The sequence below is a fragment of the Coprobacter fastidiosus genome, from assembly GCF_030296935.1.
GTDB lineage: Bacteria > Bacteroidota > Bacteroidia > Bacteroidales > Coprobacteraceae > Coprobacter > Coprobacter fastidiosus.
Genome location: NZ_AP028032.1, coordinates 1126198 through 1148586, shown reverse-complemented (window position 1 = coordinate 1148586; position 22389 = coordinate 1126198). Strand labels below are relative to the sequence as shown.

Sequence of the window (22389 nt, the reverse complement as noted above, 5' to 3'; positions counted from 1 at the left end):
TTTTTTAATTATAATTTAGGTGCTTTTATAATATAGGTTCTTAATCAGTATAAATTTATTTTTAAATGCATTTTATTCGTTTGTATTTACAAATTAAGGCAGAATTATGAGTATTATTAATATCACTCTTTTACATTTGTTCTAAATAAATTTATACATAGTGAAAGCACATATACTAAATTTGAAAGCATACGTCCTGACCGTTGCTTTAGGTGCGGCATTTAATTATGGAATTGCCGCAGAGAAGAAATCAGAAACTCCGGATACGAAAATTTACCAGCATTTTATCATTTACGGGCAAAGCCTTTCTACCGGACATCAATCTTATCCGGCTTTGACAACAGAACCTTTGTCGGGGAATTATATGATCGGAGATCAAATATGGATTAATCAAGGTAATCGTAATTCTGCGATTTTGAATCCGTTAAAATCCTCTTTGGCTCTAACCGAGAAAAGATCTCCTTTGAGTCGGAATGGCGGTATTGCCGAATGTCCGATCGTTGCCGCAGTCAATCATTTGAGATTAAAGATAAATGATCCGTCTGTTAATTATATTGCGACTTCTACGGGTGTGGGAGGAAAGACGATCGACCAATTATCGAAACATTGCCGGAATAAAAATATTTATCAGGAAGGTTTTTTGAAAGCGGCATTTGCCGCACCGCAGATAGCGGCTAAAGAAAATGCAACTGTGACGTGTCCTTTAGTGATTTGGATGCAAGGGGAATATAATTATTGGGCAGATACGACGAGGGGATTATTACCCCATATTCCGAATGTGGTGGGAAAAGATGAATATAAGACTTTAATGCTACGGTTGAAAAACGATATGCAAAATGATGTCGTTTCTATTTATAATCAGCACAGTAAGCCTCTTTTTATAACCTATCAGGTCGGTGCGCAATATACTCGAGGGAGAACCTTGAATATCGGTATGGCCCAATTAGAGGCTGCAAACGAAACGGAAGATATTATTTGTGCCGGTCCGGTGTATCCGATGACGGACCGCGGGGGACATCTCGATGCGAACGGTTACCGTTGGTATGGAGAGATGTTGGCTAAGGCTTATTACCGTACTATAATCGGGGGAAAACCTTTTATTCCTTTACAACCCGAAGAATTATCGAGAACTTCTGATTCTAAAGAAATTAAAATTTGTTTTAGAGTTCCTGTGAAGCCGTTGGTACTTGATGATTATACTACGGAAAAGATAAAAGATTACGGTTTCGCTATTTATAATGATGGTATCCGGCAAAAGATTACGGATGTAAAGGTAAAGGGTGACTGTGTGTATATAACTTGTGAAAAGGATTTATCGGGAGCAATAGAGGTGACTTATGCCGGAGCTGATGAATTTAAAGGCCATGGTAATTTGCGGGATAGTGACGATTATAAAGCATATTATACATATATCGATCAGGATGAAAAGAATAGCGATGGGACTTTTGTTTTTGCCCGGGATAAAGATAAGAATGGGAATTATGTCACTTTGCGTCCTAATTATGAACCGAGAGATAAGTCTGGCAATATCATATACGGTCGCCCGTATCCATTATATAACTTCAGCGTGGCTTTTTATTATAAGTTAGATAAAGGTGTAAAAAAATACCGGATATATATTCCTGAAAAAGATAAGTCCAAATTAGATAAAGTCTTGGAGATAAATAAATAATTAATTAATTAATTAATCTTTATTCTATATCAGTATGAAAAATAATTTACTAAAAAATGTACTCGTTGCTGCATTGTTTTGCAGTTCAGGCAACTATCTTTCGGCTACCGATTTGTATCTTTCTTCTGCCGGAAATGATACAAATAACGGTTTATCGGCAGAAACTCCGGTAAAAACTTTGTCACGGGCATTCACTTTGGCTGAAAACGGTGATGAGATACATGTGCTTGATTTTATCGATATTTCTGCCGAGCCTAAGAAAGAGGGTAGTACTTCGAATAATGATATTAAAGTAGATGGTTCTACCTCATTCGAACTTGGTGGTATAACCTATGCAACTTGGAATGTTCAGGGTAAAAATGGTGTGAGACCTTTGGATAAATCTTTGAAAATTATAGGGAAAAGTGCTGAAACTTGCGGATTTGTCGGAAATGGAACGACACGTTTGATTCGTATCGATTCTTTTAATCAATCGATAGAGTTTGCTAATCTTTCTTTCAGAGAAGGGAATAGTATTCCTATGGGAAATGATTTCGGCGGAGCGGTGTATATTCGGAATGCATCGGCATCTTTTACCGATTGTGTTTTTGACGGTAACTCTGCTGACGGAAGAGGTGGTGCGGCTGTTTATGCTTTGTTGGAACAAGATCGGTTTAGTGTGTCTTTTACCGGTTGCTCATTTTCCGATAATACGACGGGTAAAGGGAACGGAGCTGTAGCTCATATTTTAGGAGGTAAAAATATTTTGTTCAAAGAATGTCTTTTTGAGAATAATACGACAACGGGTCTGGGAGGCGTATTTTTCGTGCAAGGAGATCTTATGCTTAGAGTTGAAAAATCTGTATTCAAAAATAATACCGCAAAAGACGGAGGCGTGTTTGCATTTTTGGATAATGCGGCTAAAAATACCGGAGCTTATTTTGAAGGTTGTGCATTTTTGTATAATTCCGTTACAGAACATGGTGGTGCTGTTTATGTAGATAATAAAACAACCGGATCGACATGTGATTTGTCTTTTATCAATACGACTTTTTACGGTAACCATGCCGCATCTTTCGGAGGTACTATTATGATGAATAACGGTAAAGACGGAAGCGTGCTTAATCTTGTAAATTGTACGATTACCCGTAATACGAGTGCTTTCGGTGGGGCGACACCTCAAGCCGGAATACGTGTTACTGCTGGCGCTGCCAATACCGTAATCTATAATATATATAATTCTATTATTGAAAATAATTATCTGAAAGATGATCCTACGAAAGTCTTGGATATGTCTGTACAAGGTAATGATTCTTATCTGATAGACGGGAAGAATTTTAATCTTAAAAATTCTTTTTTGGGACGTTTGTTGGCGGATCATGGATATACTTCTCCTCTCGAAAATGAGAATTATATAAATTATAATGGCGGATCGATTGCGGGATTGGCTATCGATCCGGATCAATATATTGCTACGCAAAACAGTGTCCCGGTTTATACCACTTCTCCGGCATATCGTCAGGGGAATGCTGAATTTTTGCAGGATTTAGGCATTATGACCGATCAATTGGGTGCGATACGTTCCTTTGCCAACGGACGTTGTGCATCAGGAGCGATCGAGACGCCGCTGACTCCCGGTGGCGGAGAAGGAGAATCGTCGGTTTATGAGCATTTTATAATATACGGTCAGAGTCTTTCTACCGGGCATCAGTCTTATCCTTCTATGTCTACCGAATCTTTAGAGGGTAATTATATGATCGGAGATCAGGTTTGGATAAATCTCGGGAATACGACTTTTGATAAGTTTAATCCATTAAAAGCATCTTTGGCTATTTCGGATAAAAATTCGGCTAAGACTAAAAATGGCGGAATTGCCGAATGTCCTATCGTTGCAGCGGTGAATCATCTTCGTTTAAAATTGAATGACCCTGATGTAAAATATGTAGCGACTTCTACCGGTACGGGAGGCAAGACGATAGAACAGCTTTCAAAACATTGTACCAACGGATATTTATATAATGATTTTAAATATGCGATGTTTTACGGGGCTAAAATTTCTCGGGAACTGAACAGCGTGATTTCTTGTCCGGCAATTATTTGGATGCAAGGAGAATATAATTATACTTCGGATTCTGAAAAGGGATTGACTCCGGGTGTACCCAATACAACTGATAAGAATGAATATAAAGCGTTGTTGTATAAATTGAAGAATGACATGCAGCAGGATGTTATGAACAGTTATGCTCAAAATGAGAAACCTTTGTTTATCACTTACCAGACCGGCGCGCAATATACTCGGGGGAAAACTTTGGAAATAGGTATGGCTCAATTAGAAACCGCTAATGAGAATGAGGATATGATTTGTGCCGGTCCGGTGTATCCGATGACAGACCGGGGTGGTCATCTCGATGCGAACGGTTACCGTTGGTATGGCGAGATGTTGGGCAAAGCATATTACCGTACGAAGGTATTGGGGCAACGCTTTGTTCCTTTGCAGCCGATAGAAATCTCCCGTACGGATAATGCTAAAGAGATAAAAATTCGCTTCCTTGTTCCAAAATTACCTTTGGTGTTGGACGATTGGACAGTACAAAAGAAAACGGATTATGGCTTTAGAGTATATAATGATAACGCACAACAGACAATAACGAATATCCGGATAGAAGGAGATTGCGTTTATTTGACTTGTGCTCAGGATTTGAGTGGTGTAGTTGAAGTAAATTATGCCGGAGATGGAGCAAACGGCGGACATGGTAATTTGCGTGATAGTGATGATTATGAGGCTTATTACAAATATATCGATCATGATAAGAAAAATCCTGATAACTCTTATTTCTATCCTCGTGATAAAGAAAATGATAACTATGTGACTTTGAGACCTGATTATGAACCGAAAACGCAGTCGGGAGAGATTATATACGATCAACCTTATCCGCTTTATAATTTTAGCGTAGCATTTTATTATAAATTAGATAAGGGCGAGCAAAATTATAAAGTTCCGAATCTGGATGATATTACCGATTCGGCAGAGGCTGTTCAAGTAAGTGGAGCATCTTTGCATCAAGCCGGTAATTCTATTCTGTTAAAAGGAATTAAGACTCCTGTACAGGTAAAACTTTATTCTCTTTCAGGAAGTTTGTTGCAAATTATTGATGCACCTCAAGCCGGTTTATATTCTTTGAATGATTTTAATAAAGGTATTTATATCGCTAAAGCGGTAATTGACGGGAATCCTTGTACTCTGAAAATATCGATACGGTAAAATTTTAATAATTAAGTGAGAAATGGGCTGTCTTTTGAGGGCAGCCCATTTTTATTGATAATGAAGAGCTTGTTGCCGTTCAATTATCAAAGAATAACTTTCTTTATTTCATTTCCTGCTTTAATCAGATAAACTCCTCGAACAGATAAGTTTATAAAACATGAGTTTTCAATTGTTACGGTATCATAGATGATTGCACCGTTTAATGAGAATACAGTTATCTTTTCTCCTGAGGAAAGTCCGGACAAATGTATTTTTCCGTTTGATACTGTTACGTTAAAAGAGCTGTTTTCAGATTTATCGACAGCCGAAGTTCCTTTATTCACATTTTCCGATTTTTCTCCGAGACTTCCGGCTTCGTTGACGGCCTGGATGCAATATTCGTCGTTGTCTTTACTTGCTGCATCGGTATAAGATGTTTCGGTAGTAAATCCGATTACTTCATTATTGCGAAGTATTACGTAACAGATGGCATAAGGTACGGCTTCCCAACTAAGCACATTTTCTGAGATCGTTACATTTTGCGGTATGCCTATTGTTTCTATTAAGCTGCGAGGATTCCAGTTGTCATTGCCGCTGACGATATTTTCATAGGTATAGTGGGCTGCTTCATCGGCAGAAAGTTCAGCTTTACACTCACCGCCTTCTTCCATACCTTCGTCAGTACCTGTATAAAATGTTCTTCTGTTATTTAGATCTACGGGATTTCCATCTATATCCATACTGTTATATTCTGCAAATAGGGCGGGTATTCCTCCCATTTCACTCCAGCCCTCCGGAGCAATTCCTACTTTCATGGTCGTGTTTAACCATACGCAAATCGGGTTATTATGCCAAGGTCGTCCTAATTTGTTTTTGCCGTCGTTCGAAGCTTCATTCCCATCGATGGTACAGTGATCGAAAACATATCCCCATTGAGTTCCTTTTTCATGCTCTGGAGCAGTGATGACCGATCCGCTTCTGACATTGTATAATGTGCAATCTTCGAATAGGCAATCTCCAGCTCCATAGACATAATCGACAGCTCCTTCGATATAGCATCCTTTTACATAATGACGGTATCCGGTGTTTCCCGGAGTCATCCATGTATCTTGGTAAGAGCGGAATTTACAATTATGAAAAGTTATGCGGTCACCCTTTGTCATCATAGCTAATGATTGCGGTCCGTTTTGGCGTTCTACACCCCAGTCGTTAATGAAGGAAATATTTTCGGAAAAGAAGTCGTTACTATTTATTCTGACAACAGTTCCTTCCATTTGGTATGTCGGAGATTCGGGATTATGTACCGAATATTTCCATGCTGCCGTGTCGTTCTGATACCATTGTGACCCTTCTTGCGGTTCGCTTTGAACATTGATTTTCAAATGTATGTTTGTTTTTTCTTTATCTTGACCGATAAGGTGTATGTTCGGTTTGTCAGAGGGAATAACGACTTGTTCTTCGTAAGATCCGTTTTTAATGAATATCAAATAAGGAGTAGTTCTGTTTTTCGGGGCAGCGTCTATTGCGGCCTGCACCGATTCATAATCTCCGGTTTTATCTGCTGCGACTACGGCATCAAATACCCGTGCAATCGGCTGGGGACGATTCATTGTCGTGAAATTCAATGTAACGCCTTCAAATGGATTTCCTGCACGGTCGGTAATTGCACCGGCTGGTACGGTAAAAGTATAGGATGTATTATACTCGAGACCTTTGTATTCAAAGGATGCTGTACTGCTTCCGAATATCGGTTCGATAGCAGAACCGTTAAATTCTATTTCTTCTGTACCGGCTTGTACTTGTTCGTTAAAAGATAAAACGATTTTTCCGTTTGCAGATGCCGTATTAGAATCGTTTTCAGGAGAAGTCGATAGTAGTATCGGCGCTTCTTTATCATCGATGCTGGAATTATCGGCATAGACAAAAATATTTGTTAAATAGAAGCCTTCGGTATCACTACTTCCCGGAGTTCCGATCAAATCGCTTGTCGCATCTGCCGCCCAACGAATATATACCATATTTGCTCCTTCAGCTTCTTCGGGTAAAAAAGCTTCCATTTTTTCCCAATTTGCACTGGTCTCTTCCATAGTAATAGTCGTTAAATCTGTAAAATCGTTTCCGTTTAGGGAATATTGCATTTTTTGCGTTTTGTGTACGCATGCGTTGTCTGCAGCAACTAAGGAAGTTACTTTTATATTTACATAGTCTTTTGCTGAAAATTTAGCCTGAAAATAACGGGGATTATTCATTGAGGCATAATCGGTATAACGTCGTGCACAGTTATAAGTGATACCTCCGAAGGTACGAGTACTTCCTCCCCAGTTTGTCGTACTTCCATCTCCATTATATAAGGAAAGTAATCCCTTATTGTCTGTTGTGGCGGCATAGTCGGCCGGACGTTCTCCTCTTGGTTCGCTTGTTTCCAAGTCCCAGCCTACGATAAATGGGATTTTGTCGAAAGTTGCGGTATAAGCTTTATCTCCATCGATTTTAACCGTACGTTTATTTTCGCTCGAACCGTCCTCCCATTGCAGGAAAGATGTAATAGGATTAGTCTCTATGGTCATGGTTACAATCGTACCTTCGATATATTTTCCGTCAGTTGGTTCGGGATTAAGATTTACTATTCCCCATTGAGCGCCTGCCCCATCTTTATTTACAGTAAATGTGTAAGTGGTCAGTTTGTCAAATACAGCGACTATCTCTAAATCATTTTCGATATTGAAGGAATAAGGATTTTCTGTCGATAATATTTCCCCGTTTTTTGTTTCCCATTGCTTAAAAGAGTATCCGAAATTCTCGGTAGCGGTGACTGTGACCGGATCACCTTGATTAAAAGTGACGTTTGTGGGAGAGACGCTTCCGGCATTTTCCGGCATTACCGTTACTGAAAATTGTGCAGGAGATGTGACCTGCTTGATCCATCTCGCATCTCCCACACATTTGCCGTCTTTTCCTGCGGTAGCTAATGGAGAGCTTGATAAAATGGTAAAATCACCGTTGGCGGCATCGGGAAATCCGATAGTGGTTAATCCTAAGCTCTCTAAAGTAATATCGTTTATCGTCTCTGTCCGGTTATATCCGCCGTAGTTGACAATCAGGTTTTTTTCGGCAGTAAGTGTTCCTCCGGTTGCATTTAGAATCGATGGTGTTTTGCCGCTTACTCCCGGTTCATTGATAATATTGTTTGTGAAATTGTAAATAGAATTTGTACTGTAATTTTTTGCCGTGTTGCAAATAGCGTATTTTGTATCTTTAGACCATTTGTAAACCGTATTGTTCTCAAAAATAAAAGTAAATATATTGTTATTGTCCGATCCGGTAGGAGAGAAAAAGCTTTCGCCTAAATAGTTATACAGTGAACAATTTTTTACAGATACCTTTTTAACGATATGTTTAGGATATAAAAAATTCCATCCGTTATTTCCACAATCGTGGATTAAGCAATTTTCGAATTCTATGTTGTTTATCGTGCCTTCATTGCTTGTCCGTAATAGACAACGTCCAATGTTCGTAATTTCTGAATTCTTGAATTCCAGAGTAGATATATTTCCGAAATTTCCGCTTATAAAATAATCTGCCGAACGGTTTATTTTTACGCCATCGAAGATCAATCCTCCTCCATTTTCAGATGTATCGTCATTTCCCGTTATGTCGAAAGTAATAACCACTTCTGCATTTTTTTCCGCTTTTAAAGTAATACTTTTGTCTGAGGGAAAAGATATTTGCTTATTATATGTTCCGCTACTCATCAATAATATATCTCCGCTTTCGGCTAGAGTATAAGCTTCATTGAAAGTTTGAGTGGTAACATTGATTTCTTTTGCGTAGATTTGAGGTAGCAGAGAGCTTAAAAAAGCGATGCTTCCAAAAAGTTTTTTAATATTCATACAGTAAAGTTCTAAAGTTAATGATAATAATTTTGTGCTCGTTTTACACGAGCACAAAAAAGGGTGTTATTCTTTTACGATTAGTTTGATGATCTGGCTATCGGCTTTTATAAGATAGATGCCGTTATTCAGTTTTATCGAAAATTGCTGTCCATAGATTTTATCAAGAAGAATTCTTCCCTGCATATCTGAAATACATAAATTTTCACAAGGATATTGCAGTGATAGAATGCCGTTCCGGTAATTGGCCTGATTCCCGTTTTGGACGGTTTCTTCCTTAATATCGGAAGTATTCCCTTTTACAGTCAGTGTCCCATTACCTTCGAAAAATTCAGAATGAGAATTTGCATCGAATGTTCCTTCCGTATATTCTGTATCGTTTAAAATCAATTTGCCTACTATACCGTTTGTGTTCATAACAGCTTTACTTCCGGAAAGAAGGGATAATGTAGTCGATTCTCCTGCGGCGTTTGCATGTTTAAATATAACCTTGTTTCCAGCACCTACTTGTATTTCTGAAGCACCGAAAGCATTTGCTCCTTCCCCTGATATACAGATAGAAGAACCTTCGGTACGAGGACTGTTCGTGATATTCCATATTCCTGAAAATTCCGAATTATTTCCTTTTAAAACAATACTGGCTTCAGTTATGCTGTTCGAACTATTATCTATCGTTACGGTAGATTTTCCATCGATGTTTCCGGGAAAAGTCATTGCATTTATCTCACCTCCACTTAATTGCAGATTTATTTCTCCATTAATATGGATCGGAGCATTCAGAGAGAAACCGCTTCCACTGGTTGCATAGTTAAGTTTAGTGCCGCCTGCCATATATAATTCTTTGATTTCAGTATCTTTTCTTAACCTGATATTGGCACTGTTCAGATAGATTATTACCGGAAAACTCGCTGTTTCAGCTTCTATTTCCGATTCAACGATTACGGTGTCTCCTTCTGTGGGCAATATGGCGGGAGTATAATTGGCCGCCACATTCCATTTTTTATTATCTTTAGGAGTCCATATAAACGGATATTGAGGATGTGTGATTGTCAACGTTCCGTTTCCTTCCAAATATGCAGGTAGTGAAGATGCTGTATATTTTCCTTCGGCGAGCAGATTGTTATTTGTATAGACTTCACTTAAAGAAATGTTTGTGCTGAGGTTGATTTTTCCTCCTTCTGCTACCTCTATTTTAGTTTTATGAAAAAGACAATTGTCAGATTTTACGGTCAGTTTAGCAGAATTCTCGATTTTGATGTTTCCTGTTCCTGCTGCATTCATACCCGAAACAGCTAATTCACCGTCATTGATATTCAAATCCCCGCTGAAGTTACTGTTGTCGCCTTGTATAGTTAGTGTTCCTGAACCTTTTTTATCGATAGAGCCTTCTCCTGAAATCGAAGTTGCAAGTATTAAAGTACCTGTTATTTGAAAATTCGTGTTATTTTCGATAGATGCACTTCCGGCAGTGAAAATAACTCCGTTTTGATCATTCTTTACAGAACCGCCTTCAAAAGATAAGTTGCCTTTTAATTCTGATGTTTTGGATATGTTGACAATGGAATTTTCGTGTATGCTGATACTTCCGGCAAAAGAATTTCCGTTAATATCGATTTCTCCGCTGTTGACGATGCCTAAATCTTTATCTCCGGGAACTCCTACCGGATTCCAGTTATTTGCTTCATTCCAGGTCGAAGATGAAGATCCTGTCCATTCATAGATGTTGCTGACAGGAACTAATGTATAAGATTGCCCGGCTTCTGTCTGAAGATCGTATACTGTTGTTTCTTGTAATACTAATTCCGGAATTTTAGATTCGTCTTTGATAATTGGATCGGGAATTTCGTAAACAGAATTCAACGGGTTGCTGTTGTTTCCTGTGGCAACACTTAATGTGAAATTTCCGTTAGCTTTTAACGGAGTTGCCGTACGAATGCGCAAATTTCCTCCGATACTGGATTTTATCGTTACCGAAACAATTTCTCCCCATTTCCATTGCATATCGACAATTTCAAAACCTCCACGAGCTTTTAATCCTTTTACGTTTCCTTCAGACCATGCGTCGGGTAGGGCAGGTAATAGATGCACTGTCCCGTCATGGCTTTGCAACAACATTTCGGCAATACCTGCACAACATCCGAAATTTCCGTCAATCTGGAAAGGTGGATGTGCATCGAACATGTTTGCATAAGTACCACCGTCGGGATCATCAATTGTTGCATTAGGGTCTTTCAATTTTAATTGGTTTTGTATCAATTTATATGCATGATTTCCATCAAGGAGTCTCGCCCATAAACATACTTTCCAGCCCATAGACCATCCTCTGCTTGCATCGCCTCTTCCTTCTAATGATTTTTTTGCTGCTTGAAACAGTTGAGGATTGGTATATGGCGAAATTTGGTTACCGGGAAACATTCCCCATAAATGGGATACATGACGGTGTCCGGAAGTTTCTCTGTCCCAGTCTTCAAGCCATTCTTGTAGTTGTCCGTATTTTCCGACATGCATAGGGGGCAGTTGATCTTTCAACTTTTTCAGATCTGCTGCGAAGTCGGCGTCTTTACCGAGAATTTCGGCTGCATCGATCGTGTTTTTAAGTAAGTCGAAAACCATTTGATTATCCATTGTAACTCCGCTGAAAAGTGCGACATTCTGTTTGTTTCCGCTGTCATCGACATAAGAAAACAGTCCCGGATGATTTTCCGGAGAGTTTGATGGAGAGACGACCTTATATCCTGTTTTGGGGTCGGTAATAAGGAAATCTTGATAAAATTCGCAAGCGCTTTTGAGTATAGGATATACTTCGGATAAAAATTCTTTATCTCCGGTAAACAAGTAATGTTCCCAAAGATGAGAACAGAACCATGCATTACATGTCGGCCATATTCCGCAGGCACTTTTATCGACTGCGCCTGTGGAGCGCCACAAGTCGGTATTGTGATGAAGTGTCCATCCCCTGCAACCATACATCGTTTCTGCAGATTCTTGTCCGGTGACGCTTACATCTTTCACCATTTCAAGAAACGGTTGGTGGCATTCGCTCAAATTGGTTACTTCTGCAGGCCAATAGTTCATTTCCACATTTATATTTGTCGTATATTTGCTGTCCCATGCAGGATATTGTCCTGCATTCGGATTCCATATACCTTGCAAATTAGCCGGTTGTGATCCCGGTTGAGAGCTGGATATCAATAAGTAACGTCCGAACTGAAAATAGAGAGATGCTAATGACGGGTCATTTGTGTTGGAGAATTCCTCGATACGTTTATCTGTCGGTTTCTTTTCTTGAACGCTATTATTTCCGAGGTCAAGAGAAACTCGTCCGAATTGCTCTTGATATCGGGTGATATGATCATTCTTTGCCTGCTCATAATCTTTGTCGAACTTGTTTAAATAGGAAAGTGCTTTTGCATCGCTGTCTCCACTTATGTCTTTATAATTTATAAAGTTTGTGGCTGATGAGATGTATATGTAAGCGATGTCGGCATCAGAGACTTTTAGTATTTTATTACTGCTGTCTGCCGATTGAGTTCCTCCCTCTGCCACTACCCTAATATAGGTTGTCGGTCTTAAAAGATTGGGAATGTTTTCTTCAGCAGTTTTGCCGGGTGTATTTTTTACTCTTATCGTATTATTTGTTCCACTGACGATTTCGGTAGATGCTTTGACTCGGTTGCTTTTCAACGGCCCTACAAAAGATGTGTTAAAATTTACCATTCCTTGTTTTGATGCGGAAATTTTGATGATAATCAAATCGTCGGTAAATGATGTAAATGCTTCACGTGTATAATCTACTCCGTCAACTGTGTAAGTTACTTTCGCTATTGCATTGGAAAGGTCTAACTCTCTATAATAATTTGTTGGAGTTTTATGGCTTTCCGGAAAATCTAATAGCAGATTACCGATAGATTCATAAATCATGCCGTGCCCGGTAATATTGCGGTCTGCAATAATGTTTGCCAGTGCTATTTTTTGAGCTTCGGCATATTCTCCGTCATTGATATATTCTCGAATTTGATTTAAATGTGTTTTCGCATTGGGATTTGCATTGTTATACGGACTTCCTGACCAATAAGTATCTTCATTGATCTGGATCGTGTCTTGTAGAATTGTACCGTATACCATGGCTGCCAATCTTCCGTTTCCTAACGGAAGGGCTTCCACCCAATAATCGGCGGGGCGATCATACCAGAGTTTCAGATCTTCTGCTTTTACAGGTGTTATCCATGTGATAAATGACAGGATAATCAGCAATAAATGTTTGTTCATTGTCATTCGATATTAAATTTAGTAGTTAAAATTTTGATAACAAACATACGAATGCAGGGTGGAAACAGGTAGGTAAAAATGTACGGAAAAGAGGGTAAATTTGTGTATCGATAATAAATTTATTTTTTTTGAAATAGTTCTCGATGTGGAAAATTTGATAGCTTGAAGTATCATTATTTTATTGATGTCGCTGTTAAAAGGTATTTTTAATGTGTTTTTTTTGTTATAGCCCATTTAAATTTTCCGATAAGGAAATATCATCATGTTAGGTTCTTAGAGTAGTTGAAAACTTTTTTAAGAAATTGGGAAATAAGAAATTCTATTTTGTTGTAAAAAATACACGAATTTTCTTTTTTATTCTGAATTCATCATGATTAGTTTATACTTTTTTTCTATTTTTGGCATATAGGAAAACACACACAATATGTATAATATGAGAATATACCTACTATGTATTTGCATTTGGATGCTGGGAACCCGCCTTTTTGCAGAATCATATCCCGAATCTACAGACCGTTTTAGTGTCGGCTTGCAAGATGCATTCGCTCAAATAAAGGGTTTGAACGGAAAATCATCTGAGCAAGAGATTGATCGGATGAAGAAAAATTTTCATAGAAGTTTAATGAAAGAATATCCGGTGGGATATGATTGGTGGTTGCAAGATGGGGAAAAAATAGATTGGTTTGACGGTGATATGGCTTCGCAAGTGAAATTACGGTTATTGAAATTAGGAATTTCTTATCCGGTAAAAGATAATTTCTCTTCTTTGTCGAAGGCTATATCCCTCTATGTCGATGCCTGTGTGGAACGGAGGGAAAAGAGGTTGCAGGTATTCTTGAAAAATAAGCCGGAAATTGTCTTTACTAAATTTCATATACTTCGCCCATCTTATTTTGCCTATACAGAGGGATTGTCCGATGCCAGAGGCGAAAAATGTTTTATTCCGGACAGCGAATTGTCTTTATTGCGAATGAAAGGAATTTGGGGAGAACAAGAGCTTTTGGGAAAAGCTCCTGAAGGAGTTTTTCGTGATCCTGAAGTTCATTTTGATGGGAAACATATTTTATACTCATTAAAAAAGTCTTCTAAAAAAGATGATTTTCATTTGTATGAAATGAATCTTGATACTCGGGAAGTTAAGCAAGTAACGTCCGGAATAGGATTTGCTGATATTGAGGGTATATATCTCCCCGATGATAATATTTTATTTAATTCGACTCGTTGTGGAACTTCTGTCGATTGTTGGTTTACAGAAGTGAGTAATCTTTTTATTTGTGACCGGAGCGGGAAATATATGCGTCAGATAGGATTCGATCAGGTTCATACCTTACATCCGGTTCTTTTAGAAGACGGTAGGGTAGTATATACGCGTTGGGACTATAATGATCGGGGGCAGATTTTCCCTCAACCTTTATTTCAGATGAATTTTGATGGTACAGGACAGGCTGAATATTATGGTGGAAACAGTTGGTTCCCGACTACTATAACACAGCCTTGTGCTATACCAGGAAGTCGTAAGGTGATGGCTGTGCTTATGGGACATCACAATCCTCAGCACGGAAAACTTGCTATTATCGATCCTGAAGCCGGACGGGATGAAAATGAAGGTGTGATGTTCGTTGCTCCTGTACGAAAACCGGAAGCTGTGCGTGTGGATGGATATGGACAAGAAGGTGAGCAGTTTCAGCATCCTTTTGCTTTAAATCAGACTGACTTTTTGATTTCTTATACTCCATTAGGATATAATATCGGTACTCCCATAGAATTTGCTATTTATTGGATGAATATCGATGGAGAAAGAGAACTTTTGGTAGCTGATTCTAAAATATCTTGTAATCAGCCGGTACTGGTTGCACCTCGTAGGCGTCCTTTCCAGCGAGTGAATATGGTCGACTATACAAAAAATACCGGGATATATTATTTACAGAATATCTATGAGGGGCGTAGTATGAAAGGAGTGACTCCGGGTACGGTTAAGAAATTGCGTATTGTAGAGTTGGAATATCGGGCGGCCGGAGTAGGCTGTGCGTATGGGCATGGAAAGGGCGGAGGAGGTCATGCCTTCTCTCCGGTGGGAGTTGGTAATGCGAGCTGGGACTTGAAAAAAGTTTTAGGGGAGGTTGATGTAGAACCTGATGGTTCGGCATTTTTTGAAGTTCCTTCTCGAAAACCCCTTTATTTCCAAGCGTTAGATGAGAACGGGCATGTTGTACAAACCATGCGAAGCTGGTCAACTTTGCAACCGGGTGAAATTCAAAGTTGCGTAGGGTGTCACGAACATAAAAACTCTGTCCCTTCGGCGCAACATCCGGTTTCGGATGCGATGAATAAGAAAATACAAAAGATCGTACCGATAGATGATAAAGGGATTAGAAATTTCGGATTTATTAATGAAGTTCAGCCGATTATAGATAAGCATTGTATTTCTTGTCATGACGGGGTAAAACATCCTATGAGCTTAAAAGGAGATTTGAAGGTTGTCGATAATCAAACTAAACGAATGTTTTCGGACGCTTATCTAAATCTTACGCATGCTCGTAAGACGACAGGGGATAACGATTCGTGGCAGGGACAGACTGATCACCCTGAAGTAAATTGGATCAGTGCGCTTTCAGAGCCGTCCGTATTGCGTCCCTATTCGGCAGGATCGGCGACGAGTAATTTGATAAAACGGTTGAAGTCCGGACATGGTAATACGCAACTTTCTCAGGATGAAATAGATGTATTTGCTTTGTGGATCGATCTTTTAGTTCCGTTTATCAGTGATTATCGACAAGCGAATAATTGGACTGAGCAAGAAAAAGCTTATTATGATTATTATGATAAAAAAAGAGAGCAAGCAAAAAGTGCCGAAAGAGAAAATATAAGAGAGTATATTCGTTCTTTAAATGAAAAAATGGTAAAATGATGAGGGTTTGGATTATAAATTTTTGCTTGTTGTTTTGGGGAATGTCCGAGATATGGGCTGCATCGGAAAATATTGTTTCTCCGGATGTTCTGGCTTGTTCGACAGATGGTAAGACTTTATGGGTCGGCAATAGATTCTCTTCGGAATTGTTGAAAGTCGATTCTCGAACACTTGCTGTAAAAAAGAGAATTGCCCTAAATGCTCCGGTAACGGCAATAACTGTTATGCCTGACGGCTCTTTGTGGGTTTCTTCCGATGGAGTATCCGGAAAATTATATAAGATAGACGGGAGGAGCATGAAAGTGTTGGGGGCGTTCGATACCGGTTATTCGCCCTCTTCTTTGTTGATAGATTCTTCCGGTAAAGCTGTTTGGGCTACCTTACGTTATAATAATGAGATTAGAAAATATGATTGTGACAAAGGTTCTCTTATTTGTAAGATTTCGGTCGGGCGTGAACCTGTCGGGGCTGTTTCCTTTGCTGATGGAAGGCGTATTTTAGTTGTAAATAATATGCCTGAGATGTCGGCTTTGGCTTTTCCGGTTGCTGCTAAAATGGATATTATCGATACAGAAAAAAGTAAGGTTATCAAGAGGTTGCTTTTGCCGAATGGGTCAACTGACGTAAAGTCTGTGACGACAGATGTTACAGGTGAGCATGCTTATGTAACCCACTTATTAGCAAGATATCAGTTGCCTACAAATCAGGTGGATAGAGGATGGATGTACACGAATGCGCTGACTATTGTGGATTTGAAAAATGAGAAGGTGGAAGTAACTGTACTTTTAGATACGCCTCAAAAAGGAGCTGCCAATCCTTGGCAAGTGATGGTCTCTCCCGATAATAAAGAGATTTGTGTTGCTCTGTCGGGAGTACATGAGGTTTGTCGTATAGATAGAGAAAAATTGCATGATCGTTTGGCTCAGGCAAAACAGGGAGTAGCGGTAACACCATCTTATAACGGGTGGGAGAATGTGATGAATGATGCCGGAATGCTTTATGGTATTGCTCAGTACCAACCTGTCGGGGGGAAAGGGATAAGAGCCATAGCAATGAACGGAAAAACTTTATATGCTGCGGGATATTTTTCAGGAGATATCCATGTCGCAAAAGGGGATGTATTTGATGTACAGCGGAAGTTGGGCAATAACATGCTTGCTTCTGCCGAAGGAAGAGGGAATATGTATTTTCATGATGCGACATTAGGTTTTCAAGGATGGCAAAGTTGTGCAAGTTGTCATCCGAATGATGCCCGTGCAGACGGCTTGAATTGGGATTTGCTGAATGATGGCCTCGGTAATCCTAAAAATACCAAATCTTTGTTATTGTCACACCAGACGCCTCCTTGTATGGTGACAGGGATTCGTGCAAATGCTGAAATAGCGGTACGTTCCGGAATAAAATATATTCTTTTTGCTGTTACTCCGCCATCGGTTGCTGATGATATGGATGCTTATCTGCGTTCTTTAAAACCTTTGCCGAGCCCTTATCTGCAAAATGGACGTCTCTCTGAAAAAGCTAATAAGGGGAAAGCGATCTTTGATAAAGATTGTTTATCATGTCATTCCGGACCTTATTTTACAGATGGAAAACTATATCCTGTAGATTGGGCTTCGGGAACGGAGGTCGGGAAAAAAATGGATGTTCCGACGTTGATCGAAATATGGAGAACTGTTCCGTATCTGTATGATGGACGTTGTGCTACGATGAAGGATATGTTAAAGGTACATGGACCTCGCATACGCGTTTCGGAAAAAGAAATTGAAGAGTTAGAAGAGTATATCTTGTCTTTATAGTCGTGTTTGTTCGGTTTGTTATGAAACGTTTTTATTTGTCTGTTCTGTTTTTGTGTTCCTTTGGGTCTTTGTTTGCCGGAGGACCGTCTTTTGCATTTTGTGATTATTCGCAAGGTAAAGTATTTATTCAAGAAAACGGTGAAATCGTATGGGAACACAAAGCTCCTGATTCGAATGATATTTGGGTGCTTCCTAATAAGAATATCTTATTTACGGCTGGGAAAGAAGTTCTTGAGGTTAGCCGGAAAAACGATACGATTTTCCATTATACGTCCGAAAGTAATATTTTTGCTTGTCAGCGTTTGAAAAACGGAAATACATTTATCGGAGAGTGTGATAACGGACGACTTTTAGAGGTCTCTCCCGATGGTAGTATTGTAAAAGATGTATCGATTTTGCCGTTTGGAGTAAAAACCGGAGGACATGCGTTTATGAGGAATGCCCGGTGTTTGGACAATGGGCATTATCTGGTTGCGCATTATGGCGGTAAATCGGTTGTTGAATATGACGAAAATGGAAAAGCAGTCTGGAATATACCTGTTCCCGGAGGTGCACATTCGGTTATACGCTTGCCATCGGGAAATACATTAGTTGCTGTTACGGATAAAGATAATAATCCTGGTGTATTTGAATATGATATGGCCGGAAATATTGTTTGGTCATTGACGAATAAAGATTTACCGGGAACTCTGAAATTTGCCGGAGGTATGCATTATTTGTCAGATGGACGATTGTTTCTTACCAACTGGGTCGGGCATGTCGATGCGAAAAATCCTGTACATTTATTAGTTATAGATAAACTTTCGAAGAAAGTTCTTTATAAAGTTTCGGACAGGAATGAAATAAAGACAATGTCTTCTGTATTTGCTTTAGATGCATTGAAAAAACGGGTGAGATCTTATCATTGATGTTTGTCTAATTTATTGGTTTTGACAAAGATATTGTAGAATTTTTGAATAATGTTTTTTGTCGGTATAATTAAAAAATAGCATAGTTCAATAAAAAACGTTTCCGGTTCATGAACCGGAAACGTTTTTTATTGAATACTCAAATAATTGTTTTTATTTAACTGTGATTTTTTCTACTTTTTGATTATTCTCTGTTTTGATAGCTACCATATAAATTCCGGGTATAAATTCATCTATATCGATTTTTTCGATTGATGCCGGAGCTTTTATTGTTTTCATGACAATACCTTGTAGATTTATAATCTGGATTATTTGAGCATTTTCAGTTTCGATTATTAGATTTTCTCCGTGTTTAACAGGATTGGGATAAATGGAGATCGTTTTTTCCGACTTTGAGTCGAGTCCGGTTATTGTCTGTTCTTTTACTTCTGCCGTAAATATTTGGGTAGCGGAAGTTCCGTTATTGAAAACATAGACATTCACATAACTTGATCCGACTCCTATACCTGTTAAGTTGAAAGAAATAACTTGTTCGTCTTTGTCTATATTTACATTGGAGATTCTCACATTAGGGTCTATTACCATATTTGTATATACCATATAACTGAAATCTGCTTGTTCTGCTTCTCCATCGAAGTCATAATTTACTTTTACAGAAATAGTTTCACCCTTTTTGAATGTTTGTCTTGGAATTTCGGCAATGTTTACTACAGGATCTTTAGGTTCGATAGTAACGGAAAAATCTTGAGTGATAGTATGCCCGTTGTTTATGAGTGTAACAGTAATGATAGATTCTCCGGCAGTAACTCCCGCAATATCAAAAGAATAAGTTTCATTACTTATATTTTCATTTGAGATAGTAATAAAATCATTATTAGCAATGGCTTTAATACTGAAATCAGATCCTTGTTCTTCTCCTCCTAAACTGAAGAATGCGTTTATGGTAGTAGGTTCATTCCCAATTTTTATTGTTGTATTTTCGATCGGGTCGATGACAGGCTCTACTGGAGTAGGAGTATTGTCTTGCAATGCAGAAATTGCGAAAACAAATAATCTTGAAGCGTAAGAGTCTCCAGGTTTCGAACCACCAGATTCGTTTGTAAATGATATAGATTTGATTTTCTTTTTGTAATTAGTGATGTTTAATTTATATTCATATATAGAGAAGTTGCGGGTATCAATGGCATTATCATTTCTTCCAATGAGATAGAGTTTGTTTTGGGCTGTAGAAGCATCAGGTTCTCCCGATTGAAACCAATCTTTTACATTGATTGATGAATAAGTTTCTGTTGTATTGTCTTCGAATGTGATTTTTCCTGTTCCACTGCTACCAGCACCGAAATCAGATGCTCCATTCGTTGAGGTTGCGAGTATCATTAAAGATTTAGTACTTACGGGAGTGGCGAATTGAATTTCAACTAAACCTCGGTCGGTGTAACAGTCGGAGAAGAAAGCATTATTACTTTCATAAGAAGCCAATTGGTATTTTACGCCACTGTTGATACTTGTTATGATTCCGTTTGCAGGAAGTGCTCCTGTACCGTTGTTGACATTGTTTCCGAAGAAAACTTTGCCATCGTTATCCAATCCGGCATCTGTTGTTCCGGAAGCCGGAACATCCTCTGCAATAACATCTTTATTGAATCCGGTTAAAGTGACAGGTATGTACGCAGGTTCTTCTTCAACTGCGGTAATAGAGATAGAGAAGGTCGATTCTTTACTAAATTCTCCATTTGTCAGTTTAATAGTAATATTTGCTGATCCTTCGGAAACTCCATTTACATTGAAATTGACCTGAGAATCTGTGTTGGAAATTTCTGTAATAGATGCTGCGGCATTGTCCGATGTAATGTCGAATTTAAAATTCTCTTCTTTAGGTGCATTTCCTAAACTGTATGTAGCGGATAACGTCAAAGACTTTCCTATTTCTACCGTTTGATTGTCTAAATTTTGCAGTTCTAAAGTGTTGACGGGAGTCTGTTCGACTAATGCAGAAACAGCGAATACATATAATCTGGATGCATCGCTTGATCCGGGTTTTGAGCCTCCGGACTCATTTAAAAAAGAGATTGATTTTATTTCTTTTCCTATATTTTCTTCAGAAATCGTTAATTTATTTTCGTATAATCCGAAATTTCTTTCATCGATGGCATCGTTGCCTCTTTCAATAAGATAAAGACTTTTTACCGCTACATTGTTCTTGGGATCGAACCAATCGTTTACCGTAAAGAAGTTATAAGACTGACTTGTTCCGTCAGAGAAATAAATTTCTCCGCTACCGAAATCCGATGATCCGTTGGCAGAAGTTGCCAATATCATTAATTCTTTTGTTTTTATTGGTTCTGCAAACTGAATATTCGTTAATCCAGCAGCTTTGTAACAATCGGAGAAGAATGCGTTATTTTCATTATATGGAGCTAATTGGTAAGAGGCCTTGCTGGTTTCTCCTATTATGATTCCATTTGCAGGAAGAGCTCCGATGCTGTTCACATCTGTGGTATAAAATACTTTACCGTCGTTATCCATTCCGTCATTTGTAAATGAAGATGCCGGCTTATTTTCTGCAATAATATCTTTAGTATAACCGACTAATTTTACTGGGACGTATTTTGTTGTAATTTGTACATTCTCAGATATGGATACGTTGAAAGAAATTTCTTTAACAAACTTTCCGTTTGTTAAAGTAACAGTGATATTGGCAGTTCCTTTGTTGATGCCATTTATAGAGAAATTTATTTTGTCTTCTGTGTTGGATATGTCTGAAATTGTTACAGAGGTATTGTCTGAAGTAATATCGATTTTAAAATTATCATCCTTTTTAGCTCCTCCAAGACTGTATATCGTTGATATTGCCACTGTTTTCCCGACTTCGACATTTTGATTTTCTATAGTTTGAATCTCGAGAGTATTTTGTTCTGGCGTTTCTCCTCCGATAATTGCCGATACAGCGAACGGAATCAGGTATCCTTCATTTCCTGTTCCCTTGATAGTTATCGAGTTTACTATTTGGGCGGGGTCACTGCTTATCGAAACTTCTGAAAGCCTGAAATTAGCTCCGTCAATATCGTCATCGTATGCTCCACTGTCAAAACCGCCTTCTTTCCAAGTACGGAAAATGCGACCTAATCCTGTAATAGCACCTTCGTTACCGTTCCAGTCATCTATAGATAGCTCTGTGGCGGTATCATTAGAACCGTCATCGTAGTTGAGTGTAACTTGGAATAACGATTTCCCGTTAGTACTGGTTGCTAAAAGCATCAGTTTATTAGCTTTTACCGGGTTGCCGAAAGTCAGAGTTTTTTCTTCCTTGTTTTTCACAACGATTCGAGTTGCGTTGTTCCCTGTATATGGAGCTAATTGATAAGTGACATTTCCTGATTTTACTATACCATCGGAAGGAAGACCTCCTGAACTTTGTAAATCTGCACTGTAATATACCCAAGAAACATCATCCATACGTTCAGAAGAATGGGTTTGTGCAGGTTTTGCTTCTGCGATGAAATCTTTATCGAATCCGCTCGAAATTGTGAGAGGGATGACTTCTTCTGTGGTTTTGGTATTCGGATTTGTTGGAAAGGATAGGGTATGTTCTTCTGATATAGCTTTGACGAAGAAAGCTCCCGTTAAAAATACTCCTGCAAATAGCAGAGATCTGTGTGGTAATTTTTTTACTTTCATAACAGATATTATTTTAAGGTTGAAAATAGTTTGATAAACTATATA

At 38.6% G+C, this 22389-nt stretch carries 8 protein-coding genes; 5 read left to right on the top strand and 3 right to left on the bottom strand.

Annotated features, from left to right (window positions below):
* The first annotated feature begins 160 nt into the window (after window positions 1-160).
* Together QUE35_RS04595 and QUE35_RS04590 are read left to right on the top strand one after the other, a co-directional pair.
* On the top strand, window positions 161-1672 hold the full coding sequence (locus QUE35_RS04595) for a hypothetical protein (RefSeq protein ID WP_022602849.1): 1512 nt from the start codon (window positions 161-163) through the stop codon (window positions 1670-1672).
* Between the two features lie 34 nt (window positions 1673-1706).
* Window positions 1707-4913, top strand: coding sequence for a hypothetical protein (locus tag QUE35_RS04590; protein WP_022602851.1), 3207 nt, complete (start codon window positions 1707-1709; stop codon window positions 4911-4913).
* Window positions 4914-4999: 86 nt separating this feature from the next.
* On the opposite strand, the gene QUE35_RS04585 is transcribed toward QUE35_RS04590, so the two are convergent.
* Window positions 5000-8785 (bottom strand): pectinesterase family protein, encoded by a 3786-nt coding sequence (locus tag QUE35_RS04585; protein ID WP_022602854.1) that lies wholly within the window; start codon window positions 8783-8785, stop codon window positions 5000-5002.
* A 66-nt stretch (window positions 8786-8851) separates the two neighbouring features.
* Window positions 8852-13054: a glycoside hydrolase family 95 protein gene (locus QUE35_RS04580; protein ID WP_031258923.1), complete on the bottom strand. Its 4203-nt coding sequence runs from the start codon at window positions 13052-13054 to the stop codon at window positions 8852-8854.
* A gap of 466 nt (window positions 13055-13520) precedes the next feature.
* Here QUE35_RS04580 and QUE35_RS04575 point away from each other — a divergent pair, with 466 nt between their 5' ends.
* Genes QUE35_RS04575 through QUE35_RS04565 form a run of 3 tightly spaced genes read left to right on the top strand, consistent with a single transcriptional unit; the run spans window position 13521 to window position 18666 of the window.
* A complete protein-coding gene (locus QUE35_RS04575) occupies window positions 13521-15962 on the top strand; it encodes an HzsA-related protein (protein WP_022602857.1) in 2442 nt (813 codons plus the stop codon).
* Entirely contained in the window at window positions 15959-17758 is a 1800-nt protein-coding gene (locus QUE35_RS04570; protein WP_022602859.1) for a surface layer protein, read from the top strand. The genes QUE35_RS04575 and QUE35_RS04570 overlap by 4 nt, the downstream gene beginning before the upstream one ends.
* 20 nt (window positions 17759-17778) lie before the next feature.
* Window positions 17779-18666, top strand: a complete 888-nt coding sequence (locus tag QUE35_RS04565) for an NHL repeat-containing protein (RefSeq protein ID WP_022602861.1) — start codon at window positions 17779-17781, stop codon at window positions 18664-18666.
* A 153-nt stretch (window positions 18667-18819) separates the two neighbouring features.
* On the opposite strand, the gene QUE35_RS04560 is transcribed toward QUE35_RS04565, so the two are convergent.
* Window positions 18820-22344, bottom strand: a complete 3525-nt coding sequence (locus QUE35_RS04560) for a T9SS type A sorting domain-containing protein (protein ID WP_022602863.1) — start codon at window positions 22342-22344, stop codon at window positions 18820-18822.
* Window positions 22345-22389 lie beyond the last annotated feature (45 nt).